This is a genomic window from Rhodococcus sp. NPDC004095 (assembly GCF_053604015.1).
In genome coordinates, this window is record NZ_JBSGGS010000018.1 from 37,282 (window position 1) to 59,677 (window position 22,396).

Annotated in this window: 21 protein-coding genes; 7 read left to right on the forward strand and 14 right to left on the reverse strand. The window is 65.6% G+C overall.

Translation table 11 applies throughout. From position 1 onward, the window contains the following. The first annotated feature begins 12 nt into the window (after positions 1–12). The gene (locus tag ACWEPG_RS25405; RefSeq protein ID WP_452595613.1) at positions 13–1,026 is read left to right on the forward strand and encodes a hypothetical protein; all 1,014 of its coding nucleotides are present in this window, start codon (positions 13–15) and stop codon (positions 1,024–1,026) included. Positions 1,027–1,167: 141 nt separating this feature from the next. Here ACWEPG_RS25405 and ACWEPG_RS25410 read toward each other — a convergent pair whose 3' ends face one another. Next, complete coding sequence (locus tag ACWEPG_RS25410) at positions 1,168–1,374, reverse strand: hypothetical protein (RefSeq protein ID WP_450113996.1); 207 nt, start codon at positions 1,372–1,374, stop codon at positions 1,168–1,170. Between the two features lie 229 nt (positions 1,375–1,603). Here ACWEPG_RS25410 and ACWEPG_RS25415 point away from each other — a divergent pair, with 229 nt between their 5' ends. Further along, complete coding sequence (locus ACWEPG_RS25415) at positions 1,604–2,155, forward strand: dihydrofolate reductase family protein (protein ID WP_450136085.1); 552 nt, start codon at positions 1,604–1,606, stop codon at positions 2,153–2,155. 59 nt (positions 2,156–2,214) lie between these two features. Here the strand turns inward: ACWEPG_RS25415 and ACWEPG_RS25420 are convergent, their stop codons facing one another. Continuing rightward, positions 2,215–2,919 (reverse strand): DUF899 domain-containing protein, encoded by a 705-nt coding sequence (locus ACWEPG_RS25420; RefSeq protein ID WP_452595614.1) that lies wholly within the window; start codon positions 2,917–2,919, stop codon positions 2,215–2,217. Positions 2,920–3,041: 122 nt separating this feature from the next. Between ACWEPG_RS25420 and ACWEPG_RS25425 the strand changes: the two genes are divergently transcribed. Then, a complete protein-coding gene (locus ACWEPG_RS25425; RefSeq protein ID WP_452595615.1) occupies positions 3,042–3,377 on the forward strand; it encodes a TfoX/Sxy family protein in 336 nt (111 codons plus the stop codon). 173 nt (positions 3,378–3,550) lie between these two features. On the opposite strand, the gene ACWEPG_RS25430 is transcribed toward ACWEPG_RS25425, so the two are convergent. Beyond that, complete coding sequence (locus ACWEPG_RS25430; protein WP_452595616.1) at positions 3,551–4,813, reverse strand: alpha/beta hydrolase; 1,263 nt, start codon at positions 4,811–4,813, stop codon at positions 3,551–3,553. A 491-nt stretch (positions 4,814–5,304) separates the two neighbouring features. Here ACWEPG_RS25430 and ACWEPG_RS25435 point away from each other — a divergent pair, with 491 nt between their 5' ends. Continuing rightward, positions 5,305–5,751 (forward strand): hypothetical protein, encoded by a 447-nt coding sequence (locus ACWEPG_RS25435; protein WP_452595617.1) that lies wholly within the window; start codon positions 5,305–5,307, stop codon positions 5,749–5,751. A gap of 15 nt (positions 5,752–5,766) precedes the next feature. On the opposite strand, the gene ACWEPG_RS25440 is transcribed toward ACWEPG_RS25435, so the two are convergent. Further along, entirely contained in the window at positions 5,767–6,171 is a 405-nt protein-coding gene (locus ACWEPG_RS25440; protein WP_452595618.1) for a hypothetical protein, read from the reverse strand. A gap of 184 nt (positions 6,172–6,355) precedes the next feature. Here ACWEPG_RS25440 and ACWEPG_RS25445 point away from each other — a divergent pair, with 184 nt between their 5' ends. After that, complete coding sequence (locus ACWEPG_RS25445) at positions 6,356–7,024, forward strand: hemerythrin domain-containing protein (RefSeq protein ID WP_452595619.1); 669 nt, start codon at positions 6,356–6,358, stop codon at positions 7,022–7,024. Here the strand turns inward: ACWEPG_RS25445 and ACWEPG_RS25450 are convergent. Together ACWEPG_RS25450 and ACWEPG_RS25455 are read right to left on the reverse strand one after the other, a co-directional pair. Next, positions 7,002–9,305, reverse strand: coding sequence for an ATP-binding protein (locus ACWEPG_RS25450; protein WP_452595620.1), 2,304 nt, complete (start codon positions 9,303–9,305; stop codon positions 7,002–7,004). The genes ACWEPG_RS25445 and ACWEPG_RS25450 overlap by 23 nt on opposite strands. 190 nt (positions 9,306–9,495) lie before the next feature. Next, a complete protein-coding gene (locus ACWEPG_RS25455; protein ID WP_452595621.1) occupies positions 9,496–9,771 on the reverse strand; it encodes a hypothetical protein in 276 nt (91 codons plus the stop codon). Between the two features lie 652 nt (positions 9,772–10,423). On the opposite strand from ACWEPG_RS25455, the gene ACWEPG_RS25460 reads away from it, so the two are divergent. Further along, positions 10,424–12,730 (forward strand): ATP-binding protein, encoded by a 2,307-nt coding sequence (locus ACWEPG_RS25460; protein WP_452595622.1) that lies wholly within the window; start codon positions 10,424–10,426, stop codon positions 12,728–12,730. A 537-nt stretch (positions 12,731–13,267) separates the two neighbouring features. Here ACWEPG_RS25460 and ACWEPG_RS25465 read toward each other — a convergent pair. Further along, on the reverse strand, positions 13,268–14,110 hold the full coding sequence (locus tag ACWEPG_RS25465) for an alpha/beta fold hydrolase (RefSeq protein ID WP_452595623.1): 843 nt from the start codon (positions 14,108–14,110) through the stop codon (positions 13,268–13,270). Positions 14,111–14,828: 718 nt separating this feature from the next. Beyond that, on the reverse strand, positions 14,829–15,149 hold the full coding sequence (locus tag ACWEPG_RS25470; protein WP_452595624.1) for a hypothetical protein: 321 nt from the start codon (positions 15,147–15,149) through the stop codon (positions 14,829–14,831). Between the two features lie 754 nt (positions 15,150–15,903). On the opposite strand from ACWEPG_RS25470, the gene ACWEPG_RS25475 reads away from it, so the two are divergent. Beyond that, positions 15,904–16,488 (forward strand): hypothetical protein, encoded by a 585-nt coding sequence (locus ACWEPG_RS25475; protein ID WP_452595625.1) that lies wholly within the window; start codon positions 15,904–15,906, stop codon positions 16,486–16,488. Positions 16,489–16,764: 276 nt separating this feature from the next. Here ACWEPG_RS25475 and ACWEPG_RS25480 read toward each other — a convergent pair whose 3' ends face one another. The 6 genes from ACWEPG_RS25480 to ACWEPG_RS25505 all read right to left on the reverse strand — a co-directional run bounded on the left by ACWEPG_RS25480 (position 16,765) and on the right by ACWEPG_RS25505 (position 22,362). Further along, a complete protein-coding gene (locus ACWEPG_RS25480; RefSeq protein ID WP_452595626.1) occupies positions 16,765–17,208 on the reverse strand; it encodes an SDR family oxidoreductase in 444 nt (147 codons plus the stop codon). Continuing rightward, positions 17,153–17,689 carry an SRPBCC domain-containing protein gene (locus ACWEPG_RS25485; RefSeq protein ID WP_452595627.1) on the reverse strand — a complete coding sequence of 179 codons (537 nt, stop codon included), beginning with the start codon at positions 17,687–17,689 and terminating at the stop codon, positions 17,153–17,155. Before ACWEPG_RS25485 ends, ACWEPG_RS25480 begins: the two co-directional genes overlap by 56 nt. Before the next feature lie 87 nt (positions 17,690–17,776). After that, complete coding sequence (locus tag ACWEPG_RS25490) at positions 17,777–18,592, reverse strand: mycofactocin-coupled SDR family oxidoreductase (protein ID WP_452595628.1); 816 nt, start codon at positions 18,590–18,592, stop codon at positions 17,777–17,779. A 140-nt stretch (positions 18,593–18,732) separates the two neighbouring features. Next, the gene (locus tag ACWEPG_RS25495) at positions 18,733–19,836 is read right to left on the reverse strand and encodes an alkene reductase (RefSeq protein WP_452595629.1); all 1,104 of its coding nucleotides are present in this window, start codon (positions 19,834–19,836) and stop codon (positions 18,733–18,735) included. A 250-nt stretch (positions 19,837–20,086) separates the two neighbouring features. Next, complete coding sequence (locus ACWEPG_RS25500) at positions 20,087–20,905, reverse strand: SDR family NAD(P)-dependent oxidoreductase (RefSeq protein ID WP_452595630.1); 819 nt, start codon at positions 20,903–20,905, stop codon at positions 20,087–20,089. Between the two features lie 80 nt (positions 20,906–20,985). Then, on the reverse strand, positions 20,986–22,362 hold the full coding sequence (locus tag ACWEPG_RS25505; protein ID WP_452595631.1) for an MFS transporter: 1,377 nt from the start codon (positions 22,360–22,362) through the stop codon (positions 20,986–20,988). Between the last annotated feature and the right edge of the window lie 34 nt (positions 22,363–22,396).

The following is a 22,396-nucleotide window of genomic DNA, read 5'->3' on the forward strand; positions in this document are numbered from 1 at the left end:
TGGCCGCTCGAGGTGATCGGTGACGGCTGGTCCGCCGAGTGGTTGTCCGACCGGCCCCTGGCGGGGCGAGTCGAGCTCACCGGAAGACTCTTCGCCGGTATCCGTTGGGCAGGGTCCGACCATCCTGTTCGGGTTCGCGGCAGGGTTCGACGGGTCCAGCTTGTCGAACAGCGCATCGAACACGCCGGCAGGGGGTTGCGCGTCGTGGACGGCACCGAGCGGCTGACCGAGGTCGAGTCAACCCCGCATCGCCACTGGTCGAATTGGGACATGCCCTCGACCGAGGACCACTTCCAGGGGACCGGAGTGCTGGTCGACCTGGACCTCGACGACGTACCGGCCACCAAAGGGGAGTTCGTCGCCGGCGCGGTCTCCGTCGACGGGCCCGACGTGTGGGTGATGGACCGGTCGAATCCTGTTCTACTGCATGTTGATACGGGTTACGCACCGCCGCGAACAGTCGAGTATCTGTTGCCGCTGACGATCGAGCCGCCGACGGACCAGTGGACCCGCAAGGTCCACGCCGACCGCGACGGATGCTGGATTACGTCCCGATATGAGGTGTTCCGGTGTGATCGTGCCGGGGACGGGACGCTGACCATTGAACGGGTCTGTGCCGAGGGCGGTAGCAGCGTCGTCGTCGATGGACGCCTATTCCTTGTCGGCCCAACGTATCCGATGCTGAGCAATGATCGCAGGTACGGTGTGGTGCGTGTCGATCCCGATGCTCACCCGGTGCGGATGCTCGATGACGAGCGGCAGTTCATCCCGGTCGATGATCCGGCCACCGTTGCCCGTGTGATGGCCCAGTCGCGACGTGCCGACAAAGCGTGCAGCGCCGACGGCACGGAATGGGTCGCCGTCGTCGGCCTCACCGCGAAGTCTCCGGACGATACGCGCCGGAGGGTCGATCTCGATCCGCGGAGCCGTGGCACGGTGCACTGGATTCAGCCGGATCCGTATGCCGATCCAGCGAACGCGGACATCGTGGCGCGGATCTCGGTGCCGATGCCCCGAACGCGTTGATCCGAACACTCGCATTGCCTGGCAGCGGTGCGGTCGCCCGGGGCATCGTCGAGACCGGCAACAATAGTGCGGTCGCTCGACTGCCGGCGATCGCGCAGAAAACGCGCGCAGGACACGATGTCGCATAGTTGACGAGACGGGTCAGGGGACGTGCATCAGCTTCCCGGCGAGGCCGAACAGCCGACCGGCGAGCCTGATGACGGGGAGCCCCAGCGGAATCAGGATCAGCGTCACGCACAGCAATCCGCCGACGAGCCACAGCAGGGCCGCGACGATCCCGAGCACGGTGCCGAGCACGGCCGTGAGAAGTCCCAGGACCACGTCGAGCAGGCCCCGTAAGGCGCGCATGATGACCTCCTGGCTCCAGTATGCGCGCCCGCGGACCGGCAATCGCCTGTCCGGTTTCTCGCGGATGAACGCGGTGACATTCGGATTCCGGATCACCCCGTCGCGGATCTCGACCGCGCGTGATGACCGGTCGTCGGCCCGGTTTCCGGGCCGGAACAGGACCGTCCTCGTAGTCTCGGTGTGAAACCCGAACCGATGAGTTCGGGGCGCACCGGAGGTCTAACCGATCATGAGGAAACTGATCTACGGGTACGGCGTGACCCTCGACGGCTACATCAACGACCGCGACGGCAACATCGACTGGACCGAACCCGACGACGAACTGCACCAGTTCCACAACGACAGATACCGCCAGCTCGAGATCGCGCTGCACGGCCGCCGACTGTACGAGCTGATGGCCGAGTACTGGCCGCACGTGCCCGACAACGCGTCGAGCATCGAACGCGAGTTCGCTGAGCTCTGGACGCAGAAGCCCAAGGTCGTCTTCTCCCGCACACTGACCGAGGTCCACTGGAACAGCCGACTGGTCAGTGACAACGCAGTCGAGGAGGTTCGCAAGCTCAAGGCCGCGGGCGATGGCGTCATGGAGGTCGGTGGCGCGAACCTCGCAGCGTCGCTGATCCCACACGGCCTCATCGACGAGTACCAGCTGTTCCTCTCGCCCATGGTGCTCGGCGGCGGCACACCGATGTTCCCGACATCGGACAAGCGTCTGCCGCTCCGATTGGTCGAAACGAGGCACTTCGCCACCGTGGTGATGCTGCGCTACCTCGCAGAGTGAGGGTCGTTCAGGTGCGAGGTGTCCAGGTGTGGCCGTGCGCTTGCTGATCGGGGGTGCCCCTACTGGGCGTCGGTGGCCGGGCCGTAGAGCCTTGCGACATCTGGGGAGTCGAGCCACTTGGAATAGGTAGGCGATTTGGGCCAACCCTCCGGAGAGTCCTGCCATTCCTCCTGGCGGCCCCACGGAAGGATGTCGATCAGGGCGAAGGTGTAGCTGAGCTGTTCGGTTCCGCGGCCGGCGGTGTGCCAGGTGCGGTAGACCTTGTCGCCGTCGCGAAGGAACACATTGACGGCGAAGCCGCCGCCGGGCGGCGCGTCGACGTCGGCGCCGAACGAACTCTCCGCGGACGAGTACCAGTCCATCTTGTTGCCGACCTTGGCCTTGTAGGCCAGTGCTTCTTCGATGGGCCCGTTGGTGACGATGACCATGCGGGCGTCGTAGTTGTCGAGGATGCCCAGCCGGGTCCACTGCGACGTGAGACCGGTACAGCCGCCACACTGCCACTCCGCGCCGTCGGACCACATGTGGTGGTAGACGATGAGCTGCGAGCGGTCCTGGAACACATCGGCGAGTCGAATCGGGCCGTTCGGGCCGATCAGCGTGTAGTCGGGCAGCTCGACCATCGGCAGCCTGCGGCGCTGCGCTGCGATGGCGTCGAGTTCGCGGGTGGCGGCCTTCTCCCGTCTCCGCAAGTCGTCGAGCGCTGCCCGCCAGGTCTGCTGGCCGACGATCGGAGGTAGGGCATTGGCGGTCTGTCGGGTCATGGCCTCTCCCGGAGTCGAAGGGATCTCTACTACCAGTGTCGACCCGATTCGGGCCCGGAAGTCATCGCTTTCGCCTGCTGGACTTACCAGCACAGTGCGGGTGATCGGTTCACACTGGCCCAATGGCGTACGACGAGGAATTGGCCGACCGCATCCGGGATCCGATCGAATCGGGGCCGACCATTGCCGAACGAAAGATGTTCGGCGGGTTGTCCTTCGTGGTGAGCGGCAACCTGGCCCTCGCGGCCAGTGGTGACGGGGGTCTGCTTGTGCGCGTCGGACCCGAACTGCGCGACCGGCTCGTCGACGATCTCTCGGTCCTGCCGGCGAGGATGGGCGAGCGTGAAATGACCGGCTGGGTGAGGGTCACGGCCGCAGGCGTCGAGGACGATGCAGATCCGCGCGAGTGGCTCACCCGCGGAGTCGAATTCGCTCGCTCGCTTCCGCCGAAGAGTTGACGGGTCCCACGTTCGCCGACCGCCTGCTGGTCGACGAATCGGCCGGGCGTCCGCCGGCAACCGCGCCGATGCGCTCGGCGCCGGCCGTGGGCGGGTGTCATTTCAGTCGTCCTGTGGGGGGATGGGACGACTTCACCTCCGACCGTCGCCCGATTCCGAGCTGAACGATCAGGTCATACAACAACGTGATTCGTGATGATGCTCTCGCGGTTACCATTTGCATCGATCGAGAAGCGGCCCGTGGATTCGCCTGCGTAGGTCTCGGTGGACATCCACTCGATGATGGCGTCAGCGGTCGCTTTGTGCGGTCCTTCCCAGGTTGGCGCCGTTTCGTATTGCATCATGTGGCTGGCGCATCGGATCTCGAGGAGAACCTTCTTTTCGGTGGTCAGCGCGTCGTAGAGGTGGTGTGCGTTCTCGACAGGGGCTATTCCGTCTATCGAGCCGTGGAGAACAAGCGTCGGCAACCTGAGGTCCGCTGCGACCTCCTTGTTCCACCCGGAGACCGTGAATGTAGGTGTACGGATGAGACCTGTGGGGCCGTACGGATCCGAGCCGCCCCATTTGGCGCCGATCGGGTCGAGTGCTTGTTCCTGTTTGGCCAGTGCCTCGGGTGCGTCCGGAGGAACCCGTCCGGTGCATTGGCCGTCCGCCCCCACCCTGCCCTTGTCCCAAAGGCTGCGGGTTTGGGTGAGCGTCAATGGGAACGTCGTCGATCTCTCGTTTTCGTCCAGTTCATGCTCTTCTGTCGGATAGAACACAGAGGTCGGGGGTTGGCCAGGCGCGCCGGGGAGCGCGTCGAACAGTGACGACATGAAGATGACTTCGCTGATCTTCCCATGCGCGCTCGCGCCTAGCTTGTAGAGAGCCCGGCCGACACGTGGCCCCCCGAATGAGTAGCCGAGCAGGGCGACCTTCTGATGCGTTTTGTCTCTCGCATCATCGATGACCTGCAGAATATCGCGTGCCCATACATCGGTATTGGCGAAGTATTTGGAACTGATGTGCGGCCGGGGGCCGTCACTGAGGGGATTGACCCCGAGTCCATCGGCGGGCGGTGAGATGTTGTCGCCCAGGTACCTCGTTTGCTGTCTGAGGGGGAATACCCTTTCGCTGCGAGTTTTGTCGTAGCCCGGCTCGCGGCTGGCGTTCGCGGGGTTGTCGAGGCCGTCGGCGAAGCGCGTCGACAACCCGTACCCAAGGAGGTCGGGAGCAAACGTATCGATGCCGGCGCGGGCGAGAGCTTCCTGAAGGCTGAGCGAGGCACCTGTAGAGGAAGTGTGCTGAAAATCGAACGAAGTCGACCCTGCCAGGGTCTTGCCGTGCACGAGCACGATCGCCATCCGCGCCTTGCAGAAGCTGGAATCGTAGGTGGGACTGACGCGGTGCACTCGCAGGGAAGCGTCGTAACCTTTGAACGCGGCGTCGTCCGGCATGAGTCCTTTCGGCACCTTGAACTGAAGCGTGTAGTCCGATGTAGTGATGCCGGTCTGAGTGCAGGGCGGAATCGGATCGTTCGGTGCCCCAGACATTTCCGGCGGCCTTGGACTCATCTGCGACCACAACCTTCCGCAGGGGGATGTCCTACCGGAATTGTCCGCGCATCCATCATCATTCGTCAACCCGCCTCGGTGACCGACGGGCCCCGGCGATCCGTGAAGGCTTGAGTGCCGTCGTGGGCTTTGTGAGTGGCCCTGAATTGAGCAACTTTACGCATCTGTGATCTGGTGTCGTATTCCGTTCCGTCGCAGGAATAGAGGCTAACTAACTAGCCCTTTCACTCCCTCGAAACGGAAGGTCCCTGATCGGCGCATCGCGCAATCGAGGCACCCGTCTGGGCTTCGTGGGTCAACCCGCTGGGCTGGGTCCAGGAGGCCGGCGTGATTGCCGGAATTGCGTTCGCATTGCAGTCCTCTCGCGACTTCGGATGGGACTGATCGCGCCGCTTCCCCGGGATGGATCGTGGAACTGCCTGCACTGCACTGGCATTGGCGACCCGATTCAACCAGGCGCCGGTCATCTACTGGGCGTGTGCGTTCGTCGGTCTGGTGTCATCTTCGGTAACTTCGGGGGCCCGGCCATCGACCTGTTCTCCGCCCGCCCGGCGTTGGCGGTGATATCTGCGTCCGGCGCCGCCACAGCAGCCGATTTCGTCGCCGCCTTCCTGGCCACGAGTCTCAGCATGGTCGGGCACGTCGCGTCGATCGCCGGCGTGCAGATCGTCAACGGCGTCCGCAGCGAAGAACTCGACAATCGCGTCGAACTGGTGCTCGCCATGGAACTCCCGTCGGCCCGTCGGACAGTTCCGCGGAGCTGTGGGGTGAACGCACAACGGTCCCTGGCGGTGAACGAACAGGGAGTGGAGAGCCGATGAGCGAATTGACCCGGATCAACGCACCGAGAGCGACGACCGGACCCGGCCGACCATGAGATACACAGCGATCATCAGCAATCCGACGTAGACGTCGTTCTCGAACCAGCCGAACACGGTCTGTTTTTCCGCGGTGAACGTGGTCGGGTAGTAGAAGACGCTGATCGCCAACAGCACGACGAGGTAGGCGAGCACGCCGATCTGGGCCCAGGCCTCCTGTCGGCGCGCGAGCCACACCGAGCCGAACCCGACGGCGTAGAAGAGCCAGGCGGCAGGTGTCGTCACGGTGAAGGTCGGGTCTTCGATGCCTGCGATCGCTGCGTACACGGTGTGGACTGCGGACAGTGTGAACGCGGCGGCGAGCACCCACGGGACGGCGCTGGTGGTCACGGTTGCGGGGGATGTGGTGGTGGCGGTTGCCATGGACGGCTCCTCGTGTCGGGCGGCCCTTGCGGTCGCCGTGTGCATTGACACTCGGTCGAACGGCCGGCGGGTAACAGCCACAGCGGCGAGCTGTGGGGCCAGTGTGGGGGTCGCGTGGCTGGGAGCCGGGCGCGGCGCAGCAGAGGCTGGACACGTACCGAACACACCCACCCCGGAGGCCCACATGAACGTCATCAGCCCCGCCGCCCCGTCCCGCCCCGACGTCAACGAAATGGTTGTCATCCACCGCGTCTTCCGGCGCGAGTTCACCGCGCTGCCGACGCTGATCCGGGCGGTCGCCGAGGGCGACGCCGCGCGGGCAAGGCTGGTCGCGGAGCACCTCGCACTGATCCTCGACGGGCTGCACATGCATCACACCGGCGAGGACGCGGTGCTGTGGCCGCTGCTGCAGGTGCGTGCAGCCCCGTCGACGGCACTCGTCGAGACGATGCAGCACCAGCACGGGATCGTCGACAGCCGCACCGAGGAGGTCCGGACGCAGAGTGCGATCTGGGCGCAGGCGCCGACACCGATCGGTGGCGAGCAGCTCGCCCGGACGGTCGAAGGCCTGGCGGCCGCGCTCTTCGAACACCTCGAGCTCGAGGAGCGGGAGATCCTGCCGCTCGTGTTGTGTCACATCACCGTCGAGGAGTGGCAGAGCCTCGGAGACCACGGTCGTGACGCGATGTCCGCCCGGCAGCTCCCGCTGATGTTCGGTGCCATCCTCGAGGAGGCCGACGCCGACGAACGGGGCCGGATGCTGGCACAGCTCCCGATCCCCGTGCGCTTGTTCCTGCGCACTGTCGGTGCCCGCCGGTATCGGCGCTACATCACGCGCGTGCGCGCCGCGTGAGCCCGTCCACCAGGTCGGCGAGCTCGGGCGCTGTCGCGGCGCGACCGGCGTTCCAGGCTTCCTGGAAGGCATCGTCGCCGAGGAGACTGCGCGCGGTGGCCAGGTCCTGCGCGGCGAGCTCGCGTGACACCGGGAATCGGGGGTCGACCGCGTCGGCCACCGACAGGGACGCCGACGCAGCGAGGAGTGTGGCAGCGGCGCGCGGCTCGTCCAGCCGCACGGCGACCCCGGCCAGGGCGGGCAACGCATAACTCAGGGGCCAGCTGAGGCGGGCATCGAGAGACCGTGTGATGGACTCCGCGAGCAGGGCAGCCGTGCCGGCCGTGTCACCCCGGAGAGCTGTGACCGTGGCCCGGCGATTCAGGCTGGTGGTTAGGGTGAAGTCGTTTCCGACGCTCCGCGCGATCTCGAGCGCACGGCCGAGCACCCCGTCGGCCTCGTCGAGGTCGCCGCGGACCAGCGCGAGTTGTCCGAGCGCGACCAGCGTGTGCGCCTCTTCCCACCTCAACCCGGCTCCCGACGCGCCTGCCAGCGCCTCGTCGAGCAGGTCGCGGGCTCGGTCGAGGTCACCGACGAAGACCGCGGCGTGCCCGGCCAGCGTCGCCGCCTCGGTTGCGAGGCCGACGTCGCCGACACGACGGGCGATCGGGACCGCGGCGCGGGCCACCTCCCGCATGCGGGCGATGTCGCCGCTGGCGAACAGCAGGCCCATCCGGCCGACCAGGGCTCGGGCACGGACTGCGTCGGATCTCTGGACGGTCGCCCGGTCCAACCACTCGAGGCCTTCACGGGCATGCCCGCGAAGGGCGAGGTAGAGCCACACGGTGGCAGCCAACTCTGCGGCGTCGTCGCCGCGCTCCAATTCGAGCAGGCGCAGGAACGCCGAGCGCAGGTTGGCATGGTCTGCTTCCAGGCGATCGAGTTCGGTGCGCAGAGCCGGACCGCGTAGCCGCGGGCCCGCGGCGAGGGCGCAGGATCGGTACCACCGAGCGTGGCGATCGGCCGCAGCGACGGCACCTCCGGCGGCGATGAGTCGGTGTCCGGCGTACTGGCGCACCGGCTCGAGCAACCGGAAGCGTGGTTGATCATCGGTCGCCGCGCTGCGGGCGACCAGTGAGTGATCGACCAGCACGGTGAGCGGGTCAAGGACGTCGGTGATCCCGGTCACCGCGGCCGCGGCGTCGAGGGTGAAGCCGCCGGAGAAGACCGCGAGCTGCTCGAACACCGCGGCGTTGGGGGAGGTGACGAGGTCGACGCTCCAGTCGAGCGTGGCCGTCATCGTGCGCTGGCGCTCCGCCAGGTCACGCGGCCCCGGGGGCGCCTCGTGGACCTCGAGGCGAGCGAGCAGCGCTGCCGGGGGCAGCAGGCGCGCGCCCGCGGCGGCGAGCTCGAGCGCCAGTGGCAGCCCGTCGAGGCGACGACAGATGGCCGCCAGGACCGGAGCATTGTCGGCGTCGAGCGCCAGATCGGCTCCCGCCGCGGTGGCGCGGTCGAGAAGGAGCTGCACCGCCGCGGAAGTTCGCACGTCGGCGTAACGGTCGCTCTGGGGGAGGGGCAGCGGGCCGAGACCGACTTCGTACTCGGCCCGGACGCGCAACGCCGCACGACTCGTCACCAGCAGCACGAGCCCGGGGCACCGGGTCAGCAGGTCAGCCACCTCGGGGGCTGCGTCGAGGAGGTGCTCGAAGTTGTCCAGGAAGACCAACGCACGGCGACCCGCGAACGAGGCGACCAGCCGGTCGGTGACGCCGCCTGCGCCGCGCTCGGGAAGGTCGACCGCGGCAGCGAGCTGCGGCAGGGCCTGTGCCGGATCGCGGACGGGGGCCAGGTCCACCGCGACGGCGACGTCGAACGAAGGAGCCAGCCGCTCCAGCACCGCACACGCCACCCGGGTCTTGCCGACGCCGCCCGTCCCGGTGACCGTGATCAGGCGCCTGCCCGACGACACCAGTGCCGCGATGCGCTCGATGTCACCGTCCCTACCGATCAGGTCGGTGGCCGGCGCGGTCACCGACCAGGTGCCTGTGCTGCGAGGCGCGGGACGCGCGGAGGCGGGAATCGCAGCGCTGAGATGGTCGCGGTCGGCGTCGTCGAGGTCGAGCGCGTCGGCCAGTGCGCGGACCGTGTGCGGGTAGGGACGCTGCCGCTCCCCACGCTCGAGCGCGCTCACGGCCTTGACCGAGAGACCGGCTCGCTCGGCGAGCTCCTCCTGGGTCAGGCTGCGGGATCTGCGCAGACGCCGCAGGACGGCACCGAAACTGTTCTCGTTCGCCTGCGCCACGGCAGGGACGCTAGTCGACTGGCGGCACCATCACACGCTTCAGGGAAAAGTGGGGCGTGGGGAGAAGCGCATTTCGAAGTCGGTGCGCAGGCGTCGGTTCCAACGGGTGGACACGGTTCCGAACCATGGGTCTCAACGGCGAAACCGGAACTTTGACGACGCGGGATGGCGTCGCCTTTCCCATCATGGATCACAGATTGTCTGGAATGCAGGCTTGTAGCGGCTCGCCGGTGAACGCCCAGCACAGCAACCTGAACGGCGCCAGGAACACAATGTTGCTGAGGTCGGTGGATCCGGAGTTCTGGCCGTCGTGCGGGTAGAAGAAGTCGCTGCTGCCGGAACTGCTGCCGGCCCAGGGGACAGGGAGAGCCGGATCGTCGAGGTCTGCGGGTGCGGCAGACGCCGAAGCCACGGTGCTGAGGGTGATGGTTGCGCCGGCCAATGCAACGATGATCGATCGCTTCAAGATGGATCCTCTGCGCTAGTGCTGTTCGACGCCGAGCGACGTCGTGGAGGACGATATATATCGCTCGTCGAGTCGGTGGCTGGTTTTGATCATGTTGACTGCATCGAGAATTCTGTTGTGCTGGTGTCGATTTGTGCACAGCGCTCGCCGATGGGGTTCGACCCGTTCCGTCCGACGAGTCGGCCTCGAGGGTGTCCCGTGGTTCCACTGGACCTCGAAACGACTCGAGTGAGCGGAGAATGCCCGACGCAAGTTTCTCGAACTGGGTTGCTAGTGGTCTGTGTCGGTGAAGACCAGATCCATCTGGCAACTCCCATTCCCCTGTCGCCCAGCGCGATCCCGGTGACGAGGACGCAGGCTGCGAGGAGCTTGGGTACTTGGTGCCCGGACCACCGGCCACCACGCTGCTCAGGACGTTCGACGATTCGTGTGTGCTCGCCCGTCGAGACCGTTGCCGCCCTCGGCAACCGGGCGAATGATACGCCGACCGCCCCTTCGACACGAGGCGAATGGGATTACCGCCGGCAGCACATCTTTCGACCGCTCGAGTTCCGATCAGAGTGCGATTCGCCCGCTCGAATCCGGGAAGCGATACCCTTGCTCCCTCAGGTGCCCAGGGTAGTGGCGCCGCGATCACGAAGGGATGTCCCCGATGTCGTCGGCGGTGCGCGAACGGATCGGTAATCTCCCGCACGAGCTCACCAACTTCGTCGGCCGTCGCCGCGAGTTGGCGGAGGTTCGTCAGCTGTTGACCGAGTCGCGTCTGGTGACCCTGACCGGCATGGGTGGTGTCGGCAAGACCCGGCTCGCGCTGCGGGCCGCCGCGAGCCTGCAGCAGGACTTCGAGGACGGGGTCTGGCTGGTCGAACTCGGTGCGCTCGCCGAGCCGCACCTGCTGGCGGACACGGTCGTGGCCGCACTCGGGCTTCGGGAACGGGCGGCACGCTCCCCGCTCCCACTACTCATCGACTTCCTGGCCGGCCGGCGCGCGCTGATCGTTCTCGACAACTGCGAGCACCTGGTGGCGGAGGTCGCCGAGTTCACGGCGGCGGTATTGAGCGCATGCCCCGAGGTGCGGATCGTGGCGACCAGTCGGGAGGCTCTGGCCTCCGGGGAGGAGGCGGTGCTGCGGGTTCCGCCACTGACGGTTCCGGATCCGGATACAGCGGCGCTGCGGGGTCTGGGCCATTACGAGGGCGTCGTCATGTTCGAAGCTCGTGCCCGCTCCGCGGTTCCCGGGTTCAGCCTGACCGTGGACAACCAGGTCACGGTCGCGGAGATTTGCCAGCGGCTCGAGGGTCTGCCGTTGGCGATCGAGCTGGCCGCGGCCAGGTTGCGCGCACTGTCGCTGAAGGAGATCCTCCTGCGGCTCACCGACCGGTACCGGCTGCTGACGTCCGGCAACCGCGTCGCTCCGTCGCGGCAGCAGACGCTGCAGCTGTGCATCGACTGGAGTCACGACCTGCTGAGCGACCGCGAGCGGACGCTGTGGCGTCGGCTGGCGGTGTTCGCCGGCGGCTTCGAGCTCGACGCCGCAGCGGAGGTCAGCGGCTTCGCCGACGACGTGCTGATCGACGTGTTGGACTCGCTGGTCGACAAGTCGATCCTGATCCGGCAGGAGACGGGCGAGGTCGCCCGGTACCGGATGCTCGAGACGATTCGCGAGTACGGGCTCGAGAAGTTGACAGAGGCGGGCGAGTCGGCGCTCCTGCGGCAACGTCACCATGACTGGTGCGTTCGGTTGACGCTGCAGGCCGAGGCCGAGTGGATGGGGAAGCGGCAGCTCGAGTGGATCGCTCGATTCGATCGCACCGGAGCGGATCTGCGTGGGGCGCTGGAGTTCAGCGTCACTGCCGCGGCCGACACGGACGCGGCGCTGCGGATGGTCGCTGCGATCTATCCGTACTGGGTTTCCCGCGGGTTGCACAGCGAGGGGCGGTACTGGATCGAGCGGGCGCTGGCCCGTGCCGGCGAGGCTCCGGCCGCGTCACGGGTGACGGCGATGTGCTTCGGCGGCATGCTGGCGTCGATGCAGGGCGATGTCGAGGCGGCCCAGGTGTGGACCGACGGTGCATGCGCCCTGGCGCAGTCGGAGGGGGATCCCGCGGTGCGTGCGGTCGCGGTCTCCGCGACCGGCTACCTCGCCACGTTCACCGCTGACTTCGCCCGTGCGACAGAATGTTTCGAGGAAGCGCTGCTGACACTCCGTGTCGAGGGGCCTCCGCTGTCACGCGTCGGGACTCTCGTCGGACTCGCGATGGCATGCGGGCTCGCGGGCGACGCTCAGCGCGCGATCGCCTGCCACGAGGAGGTCGTCGAACTCACCGAGTCGCTCGGCGAGTCCATGTACCGGTCGTACTCGCTGGGCATGCTGGGCCTGGCGCTGTGGGAGCAGGGCGACACCACGCGCGCGACGAAGCTGATCGAGGAGGGGGTGCGGCTCACCCGCGTCGTCGACGATCCGCTCGGCCTCGCGATGTGTCTCGAGATCCTGGCCTGGATCGGCGCGGACCGTCCCGAGCGGGTCGCCGTACTGATGGGCGCGTCGGCATGGGTGGGCGAGGCTGCCGGTAGCCCCACGATCGTGGTCCGCGACCTGTTCGGTCATCACGATCGAATCGTTCGCGAGTCGACAGATGCCATCGGCCAGAAAGCGTTCGAGGCCGCCTTCGCGCGCGGGCGCGCCCTCCGCGTGGACGCGGCCATCGCCTACGCACTCGGCGACCAGACGTCCGCCGAGCCGAGTGCGAGCGCGCCGACGGAGCGGCTCACCCGACGGCAGCGAGAGATCGCCGAACTCGTCGCACAGGGGATGACCAACAAGGCCATTGCGCAGCAGTTGGTGATCTCACAGCGGACCGCGGAGGGGCACGTGGAGAACGTCCTCACCAAGCTGGGCTTCACGACCCGCGCGCAGATCGCAGCGTGGGTCGTCGGGGGCGCTGGTCAGGAGGTCTGACGACGGGAAGAACCCCCGGTGGCTCTGGAGCGCCGCACCGATTGGGAGACATGCGCTGGGCGGCGCGGTCGAGAAGCCCAGAAACGGGTGCGAGAGCGCGGTCGACGACCGCACGCAGGGTATGGCTGGAGAGAAGAGAGATTGAGAGGGAGATGGAGGGGTGTTCACTGATGACGGTTCGCACTGGGCTACATGTGGATTGGATAGGTTGACCAGTCGGTGATCACACTTGACGAGGGCTCCACAAATCTGGATGAGTTTCAGAGTCGTCGCGCGACTGCCAGCTGTGCGGTCGAAGTGCCTTTGAGCGATTGGTGCCGTGTCAACCAAACCGGGGGTGTCCCTATGTTCTCGTCAACCCTTGAGGCTGCGAGTCAGGATGCCTGCTCGGGTCGCTGACGGGTCACCCTGACAGGTGTCGAACTCGGACAGGATCAACGCCGTCGGCGAGGTGACCCGGTCGAGGCGTGTGAGCGGCCCGTCCCGGAGAAACGCCAGTTGGATCGGCAGGTAAATGAGGCAATGAGACAACGTCCTCTATCCGAGTGTGAGCATCGCCTCGGTGACCTCGCCGATCGCCGCATCGGGGATGGCAGTGGCGGCCTCTTCGAGGACGAGCAGCCGTGCCCGGGGGATCTCGCGTGCGATCGCCTGACCGTTGCCGAGGGGGAAGAACCGGTTGCGGCGGCCGTGGACGACGAGCGTGGGAACCTCGATCTCGGGCAGGCGCTCGCGCCAGCGGGGTTTGCAGTCGAGCCTGGAAAACACCACGCCCAGCTGGTTGGCCATCTGGACCGGGGGTGCGGTGCCGGGCGTGCGGTCCCAGATGCGCGCAGCTGTTGCGCGCGCGGCGACGGGGTCGTCGCCGAGGATCTCCGCGCCGGCGGCGGCGAACTCTGCGACCGCCTCGCGGTCGCTCCAATCGGGCATCGGGCGCGTGAACAGTCGGCTCATCGTCGCTTGGTCATGGTCGGGGAGGTCATCGTCGGGCTGGCCAGGGGCAACCGGGCGGGTGCCGACCAGGGTGAGCGCCGAGAAGACGCCCGGATGATCGAGCATGGCCACCTGCGCGACCATCCCGCCGACGCCGATTCCTGCGAGGTGTGCAGGCCCGCCGCCGAGCGCGTCAACAAGGGCAGCGGCGTCGGCGGCGAGGCTGCGCAAGGTGTAGGCGGGCGCCTCCGGATCCGTCGTCGTGGACTTCCCGCTATCGCGCAGGTCGTAGCGCACCACACGGCGCCCGCCCGCGACGAGGCGCTCGCACAGAGCGTTCGGCCAGGAGAGCATCGTCGTTCCGCCCGCGAGTACAACGAGTGGCGCGTCGTCGTCACCGAACGACTCGATGCCCAAGGTGATCCCATTGGCATTGGTAGTGGTCATCGGATCACCCGAAGTTGTTGTAGGTCAGGTGTATCGCGGTCGATGTCAAGCTGGAAGTCGCGGCCGAGGACGACGGCGCCCGAGCGGTTGGTCCCTTCACACAGGACCCCGCGGTCGTCGGGGTAGTCGGAAAATGCCCACATGTGCAGGGACTCGCACCGCCGGTGCCCAGACCGTTGTCCGGGCTGGTGCCGGGCCCGGTGACGACGCCGTCGAGGGAGACCGAGATGTCGGCAACAATTCGAGTCATGCCAGGGCAGACCCGATCCACCGCCCAAACTCATCGCTGACGCATGAAGCGCATGGAGGATGAAACTCGATAGCACGAGGCGGGGCGGCACCTCGGATGTATACCGGACGATCGCCTGTGACCACCTCAGAGGCGCATATGTACAGGGAGAGGGAAGAGAGATGGAATGGAGAGAATTGATTGATTGACTCGGAGAACATGGAGAGATGGATGGAAAGGTGTTCACCAATGGCGGTCCGCGCAGGGCTGCATCGGAACCGGAATGGTTGACCGGTTGGTAATCACACCTGGCGGTGGCTCGAAATCACACCCGGCCCGCTTCGGAATTCGTGCGGAAGCAGATGCTGCGTCCAGGCTCACTGGTCGTGAATGGGGCCTCGTCGGCGTTGCCGAAGAGAGTGCTGCTGCCCGGGCATCCTGGCTGCAGCGCTCAAGGAGCGGCCGAATCGAACTGAGGTGCAGCTCGCGCTAGTCGCCGATGTAGCCGGTCTCAGGGTTGATCTGGCCGAGGAAGTTGCGGATTGATTCTCGGTGCTCATCCACCGTGACCGGCTCGATCGCGGACGGGGTCGATGCTCGGTCCTGGATGCTGCCGAACGCCGTGCCCTGGAAGCTGGAGAATCCGTAGTCCTTGTTCGGTCCCGATACCCATTCATAGTCGCAAGCACCGGGTTCTCCTGGGCGCAGTCTCACAGTGAAGGTTTCCCCGTCGACTATGAGAGTGAACGGGCCATCGTCAGCGGTCGGGTGCCAGTCGCCTGCAGGTTCATCGTCTCTACCGCCAGCCATACAGTGATCCTGTCACTACTTCCGCGGTTTCAGGGTCAGCCGCTACACCCTGCTCGTCGGGTTCACCCTCGCAGCACAGAACTTGCTCAATCTGCACGACTTGTATTCCAAGCGCGAGCGCCTCGATCCGTGCGATTCCTCGGCGAGCCGGAACCGGCGCGCACAACCTGTAAGCCGCTGCGTCGCGTTGTCTCTCGGCGCTCCGAAGAACCCTCCGTGTCCACTCGAGTCGGCAGATAGCCACCCCGCACCGCGGCGAAGTCCACGGATTCCGCTGCTCGACCTCGACCCCGTCACGAAAATTGTCCGGTCAAGACGGCCGTGAGGGTGCACGAGGTTCGCCCACACTGAATTCAGGCCGGAGATCGGCCGAATTTGTCGAGGTGGGCCGGGTTTTGAGGGAAATCGGATGCCGATTCCGTCTGCAGAGTCAATAGGTGAACACAACGGCACTCAATGGGTGCACACCCTGCCAGTGGATGAACGGAGGGGTGTTCACCTATTGCGGGTTGTGATGCGTTGGTAGCGGAGTGGCTGGGCTGACCAGTCGGTAATCACACCTGGCGGTGGCTCCAGATCACACACAGCCATCGGCTGGTCGCCTCGCATGTCCGGATGGCTCTGGTACTGCAGGTCTCGAGGAGAGGGCCTGAATTGGCCTTGCTGGCGGCCTGGGGATTCCGTCTGACGCGATCGGCAGCCAGATGTGTTGGTGGAGGTCGGTTCAGGGTCGAGGTCGTGGGACACTCGTGGGGTGAATCCGATTGTCCGTGAAGCGGTGTCCGTGCTCGAGCAAGGGGGTGTGGAGCTTGCTCCCGGCTTGACGGACGCCGAGATGGATGCGGTGCGTGAGCGGTTCGGATTCGACTTCGGCCCGGACCATCGAGGGCTTCTGTCCGCTGTGCTGCCAATGGGCGATCGATGGCCCGACTGGCGAGACGGTGACGAAGCCGAACTTCGGCGGATGCTCGACTGGCCGATCGCAGGTTTCGTGTTCGACGCAGTAGAGCAGGATCCGCCGTTCTGGCCAACGTCGTGGGGTGTGCGCCCGACGGATGCTCACGCGATCGAGCGGGTCGTTCGCGCCCGACTCGCGCAGTGGCCCCTTTTGGTGCCCGTCTACGGTCACCGGTACACACCGGCTGCGCCGGCTCCGTCAGGTGCACCGGTGTTCTCGGTATATCAGACCGACATCATTTACTACGGTCCGGATCTCGTCGGATACCTCAGAAGCGAACTTGGGATCGGGGCCGTACCGCGCAGCGACTGGACGTTAGCGGTGACGGTTCCGCACTGGTCGAGATTCGTCGAGTCCGGGAACTCCGCCGAATCCATCTGACATGCGGTGTGTTACTCGGCTCGAGCGGTGTTGGGTGCGCCGGTGAAGATGCGGCGGAACTATTCAATCGGTGAACCCAAAGGGCCTCGATGGGTGAATACCCTCAAGAACTGAGAGACAAGAGAGAGGCCGTGGAGATGGGTGGATGGTGGATTGACTCCACTGGTCGGTTTCGGCCATCCAATGGCAGTAGATGCCGGGTGGCGCCGCCCACCCAGCGGCGCCACCCGGGTTCGCCGCTCAGCTGCCGAAGCGCGCGCCAAGAGCCCGGTAACCTCATTGCGACGCTCGTTGCCTCCTCGCACATGGCACGACGACCGAGTTCATTTCTTCGATGCCGGACGGGTCAGACTCCGACCGCGCGCCGACCTGCTGTCGCAGCTCCATCGACGACGAGATCGTGACCGGTGACATAGTTGCCTTCGTCCGAGCCAAGGAAGAGGACCCCTGCCGCCATCTGGGACGTACTCGCCGCGTACCCGATTGGCTGGAGTTTGTCGAGATATCGACAATTCCTTCCACATCAGGCACCGTGCCGGTGAGCATCGTTCCAGGCGAGATCGTGTTCACCCGTGGGCCTTTGGGTGCCAACTCGATTGCGCATGTCTTCGACAGTGCTACCACCGCTGCCTTCGTGCCGCAATAGACAGCCATTCCTTCATACTCATCTTTCAGCACTTCCGCGTTGTCCTGCCGAGCCGCCGATTTCGACGACTGCATCGCGATGGAGGTTCTCGCATCGTTCTTTCAGCGCCACAGCGGTGTCGTCGAATGCACGCTTCACCCACTCGCCACTGTCCGCCATGATCTGGTGAGCGACCTCGCCGAGGAACGCATCCGTGGAGTAGTAGCGACACCGATTCTCGGCGATGTTCTCGATGACCTGATCGCGTCGGGCGGCATCACGGCAGTCCGGTGTCGGTCGCAGCTCCCACGACAGCAGACGCTCCGGCACGACGGCGCAGACGTACTCGGTGTACGGGAAGGTCCCGTCGCCACCGGTGTAGTCCGTCAGCGTCATCTCGACGGGCGCACCGATTTTCAGCGTCGATCTCACCGCGACGCAGAAGGGATTCCAGAGCGGATAGTTGTCGAAGTCCGTGAGAACCTGCCACACGACGCGCGTGGGCGCCTCGATCTCGACCACGATGGATCGAACCAGTGTGGCCGGGTCATAACTCGGGATTGGCAGTTCAGGCATTCAATCTCCAATAGTGATAGATGTTGACGTGTTCGCCGCGTGCGCGGTCGCCCGTTGCAGTCAGTGCCGCAACGGAGGCCACGGCGGTCAGCGGATGAGCGTCCCCATGTCGACCGGGATCTGCGCCCCGGTGATGTGACGAGCTTCCTCGGACGCCAACCACGCGACCGTCGCTGCGATGTCCTCGGGTTCGCTCTCGGAGTCAGGCAGGGCATTCATGAAGATCGGGCCCAGGGTTGCAGCATGTTCGGCGATCATCCGCTGCATTTCGACGGGCTGCATATCGGTACTCACCCCGGCGGGGTGGACGGTGTTGACTCGGATCCGGTGCTGTCCGAGTTCATTCGCCAGGGTCTTGCACAGCCCGACCACTCCGTGTTTGCTGGCCGAATAGCCGGCCACGAATGGCAATCCGCGCAGTCCGGCAACAGAACTCGTCATCACGATGGCTCCACCGCGCCCCTGCTCCAGCAGGATCGGCACGGCTGCCTTCGCCGTGTGGAAGACCCCCGTCAAGTTGACGTCGATGATCTCCTGCCACTGATCCAGCGCGTGCTCCCATGTTGTAGCCGCACTGCAGATGCCGGCATTCGCGATGACAACATCGAGACCGCCGAGTTCTGTGACGCCCTCGGAGAGCGCCTGCTGGAGCGCGTCGAAGTCACGAACGTCTACCTCTCGGGCCACGATACGTCGGCCGAGGGATTCGACCTCTTTCACGGTCACCGCGAGGTCGTCCGGGGTTGCCCCGGGATACGCAGGGAACTCGAAGGACTTGCAGATGTCGACAGCAATGATGTCGGCGCCCTCGCTGGCGAATCGAATTGCTTCGGCGCGGCCCTGCCCACGAGCCGCGCCCGTGATGAAAACGGTCTTGCCCTCGAAGCGGCGTGGATTGGTCATTGTGCTCCGTTCGTGTGATGCGGGATGAAGGCGGGAATCATGCACATGCGGCTCCGACATCGGGCAGGAGGGCTTCGTGGCGTTGGAGGGAGGAATGCGGGTGGGGCCTGCCCGTGCCGGATGCGCTTTGGAACCGCGGGTCACACCGTTGCCGGGTCGAACCTCGGGTAGTCGAGGTAGCCCTCCGCCCCGCCGCCGTAGTACGAGTTCGGATCGGGCTCTGTCAGCGGCCACCCGTTCTGCATGCGCTCGACGAGGTCCGGGTTGGCGATGAACGGCTGCCCGAACGCGGCCAGATCGATCACGTTCTTCTCCACCAAGTCCTCAGCCAGCTCTCGGGTCATGCCGCCCGCGAGGACGATCGTTCCCCGGTACGCGGCTCGGAACTCGGTGAGAAAATCGATCCCGATGGCGCGACCGCCGGCCGGAAGCTGATCGATCAGGTGCACGTAGGCGGGGTTCCGGCGGGCCAGCTCGGACGCCAGATACAGGTAGGTATCGACGATTTCGGCGTAGGCAGGCATGTCGAACAGCTCACTGAACGGCGAAAGCCGGACTCCGACGCGGGTGGACCCGATCGCCTCGCTCACCCGATCGACCGTCTCGAGGAGGAACCGGGCACGATTTCCAACGGACCCACCATAGCGATCGGTTCTCGTGTTGCTCGAAGGGTTGAGGAACTGCTCGAACAGGTAGCCGTTGGCGCCGTGCAATTCGACGCCGTCGAAGCCGGCGGCATTCGCGTTGGTTGCGCCGCATGCGAAGTCACGAATCACCCTGTCCACTTCCTTTGTGGACAACGGCCGGGGGGTGCTCACATCGACGAAGCCGATGGTCTCGTCGTCGACGAACGCGAAAGTCTTGCACTCGCGGGCCGGTACCGCACCGGCACTGACAGGCCGTTGCCGATCAGGCTGGAGCGAGGTGTGTGACAGTCGGCCGACGTGCCAGAGCTGGGCAAAAATGCGGCCCCCCTCGTTGTGGACGGCATCGGTCACCGTTCGCCAGCCGGCCACCTGTTCCCCGGACCAGATGCCCGGAACGTACGCATATCCTTGGCCTTCGGGGGAGATCGGTGTGCCTTCGGTGACGATCAATCCTGCGGTCGCGCGCTGGCGGTAATACTCCGCGGTATCTGCACCCGCGATGGTGTCGATGCTGCGGGCCCGCGTCATGGGGGCCATCACCACGCGGTTCCTGAGAGCGATGTCACCGAGTCGGTAATCGTCAAACAACCGAGTCATCTGATGTTCGGCGCGGATACGCCCTCGTTCACGAGGGAGATGCAGCGCCGTCCTCCTTCCGGGAGTGTCGTGGTGTCGGGAAAACCTTGTCGATGGGCCCGGTTACCAAGCCGGGGGGTGGGGATCGAGATGGTGCGCTACAAATGCCGGTTGCGCCGGGTCTGCCTTCTCGGCAGACGGGCGACTCGGCAAGGGACGCCTGTCTCGCCCTCATGGGCGACGGCGAGTGGACAAACGGTGGCCGGCGGACTCAGAAGCCCGACATGTCGTACGGGTACTTGTTGGTCGCCCCGCCGTCGACGACCATCACCTGTCCGGTGATCGTCCGGGCGAGGTCGCTCACCAGGAAGACCAGGGCACTCCCGATGTCGGCAGGCATCGTCACCCGCTGAAGCGGTATCTGGGCGCGGGTCTTCTCGAGCGCATCGGCATCGAGGATCGCCGAGATCCGGGGTGTGAGGACGAAACCTGGAGCCACCGCGTTGACGCGAATACCAGACGGACCCAGTTCGATTGCGGCCGATCGAACCAACGATCCGAGTGCAGCCTTGTACACGCCGTAGGCGGCGTGCACCGGGGAGCTGCCGATTCCGGAGACCGACGAGACGAAGGTTATGGAGCCGTCGCCGCGGTCATGCAGCCGGGCACCGAAATGCCGGATCGCGAGGACCGCGTGGCGCAACACGATGCCCTCCTCCCATCGCCAGTCGTCGTCGGTGATGTCGAGCAGTGGTCCGTATCGGGCCATGCCGATGACGTCAACGACGCCGTCGATCTCGCCCGCACGCTCGGCCAGCGCGGCCATGTCGGCGTCGTCGGTGGCGTCGACCTGCTCGGCCGTGGCCGCTGGGCCGATCTCTGCGCATACATGGGCGGCACGGTCCCGGTCGATGTCGACGACGATCATGGTGGCGCCGAGCTGAGCGAGTGCGTGAGAAACCTGCCGTCCCATTCCCTGTCCGCCACCGAGCACGAGGTATCGACGTTGCGACAGATCGAATCGACTGCGGTAGTCAACGATCCGGTCACTTTCGGCGTGGTCGACAGACGGCGTATGGCCCTGAGTCATGTGTTCTCCGATCGAGGGACTGTGTGGCCCTGATTTTCGCGGCCCAGAACCGTGAGGATCAGGGGGAAGAACAGTGCGTGTCACACCGACTTCGACGACAGTGAGGGTTCGTCGGCCGAATCCTCCTCGACCGGCTCGATGTCGCCTGTCATGAGCCTTGCTTCGGGCGCAGCGTTACTGTCGCTGTTCGGCATGGTTGCAATCACCAGGATGCCCAACAGTGCGGCGGTGCCGACAACGACGGAAGCGGCATAGGGGTTCCCCGTCACAGCGGTGAGCTTTCCTGCGAGGTAGGGCCCGAGCCCGCCGCCGATCGCCGAACCGAGACCGAATCCGATCGCAGCGCCGGTGTAGCGAACCGCGGCCGGGAAGGCCGACGTGAGTGTCGCGTACACAGGGACAGCGGAGGCTCCGGCCAGGCCGACGAGGACCATGTGACCGAGCGCGGTGATGATCAGATTCCCGCCGGTCGCCTTGATGACGTACATGATCGGGAACATCGTCACCAGGATGATGCCCAACGCCAGGATCATGGTGTTCCTTCGGCCGCTCCTGTCGATCATGAATCCGGCGGCGAATCCGATGACGATGGCGAAGGTCGATCCGGCGGTGGCCAGCCAGGCGGTGGCGCCGGGGGTCATGCCGACCTCGCGCTGAAGGAACAGCGGCATGTACGCCGGAATCACGTAGCCGATCGCGAGAACCGCTGCGCTGATTGCGATCACACGCAGCAGTGTCACTGGGTAACCCTTGACAACCGAACGAAGCGGGGCGGACTGGACCTTGTGCTTACCGGCGAGTTCCGTGAATTCAGGTGATTCCTCAAGCCGGGTGCGCAGGTACAGCACGTACAGCATCAGCGGCAGCGACATGAGGAGAGGAACGCGCCAGCCCCAGCTGGCCATCGCGTCCTCCGAAGACAGGGAGGTGGTGACGGCGACGACCAGCGGAGCAACTGCGGCACCGAATGCGAATCCCACCGGGGTCATTGCGCTCAGGATGCCGTAGTTCTTGGCAGATGCGTGTTCGGTGACGAACGTGGCCGAACCCATCTGTTCACCGCCGGCGAAGAACCCCTGCAACAGGCGCGTGAGAACGAGCAGCACGGGGGCCAGGATGCCGACGGCCGAGTGCGTCGGCAACAGCCCCATCAGGATGGTGGCGCCACCCATGCCGGAGATGGTGAGGATCAGCGCGAATCGACGACCGTAGCGGTCACCGATTCGACCGAAGACGATGCCTCCGATCGGGCGCACCAGGAATCCGGTGCCGAGGACAGCGAGCGAGCTCAGAATTCCAGCCGTCGGGTTGTCGCTGGGAAAGAACTTGGGAGACAAGTAGGCGATCAGAAAAGTGAAAACCATGAAATCGTAGGCTTCGACGGCGGTTCCGAAGAAGCCTGCCAGTGACGCCCTGCGAACCAGGCCAGGTGACGGCGCGATCTCGGGTGAGCTCATTTTGATCCTGTTCGGTGTCGTTCGATGTGATGAC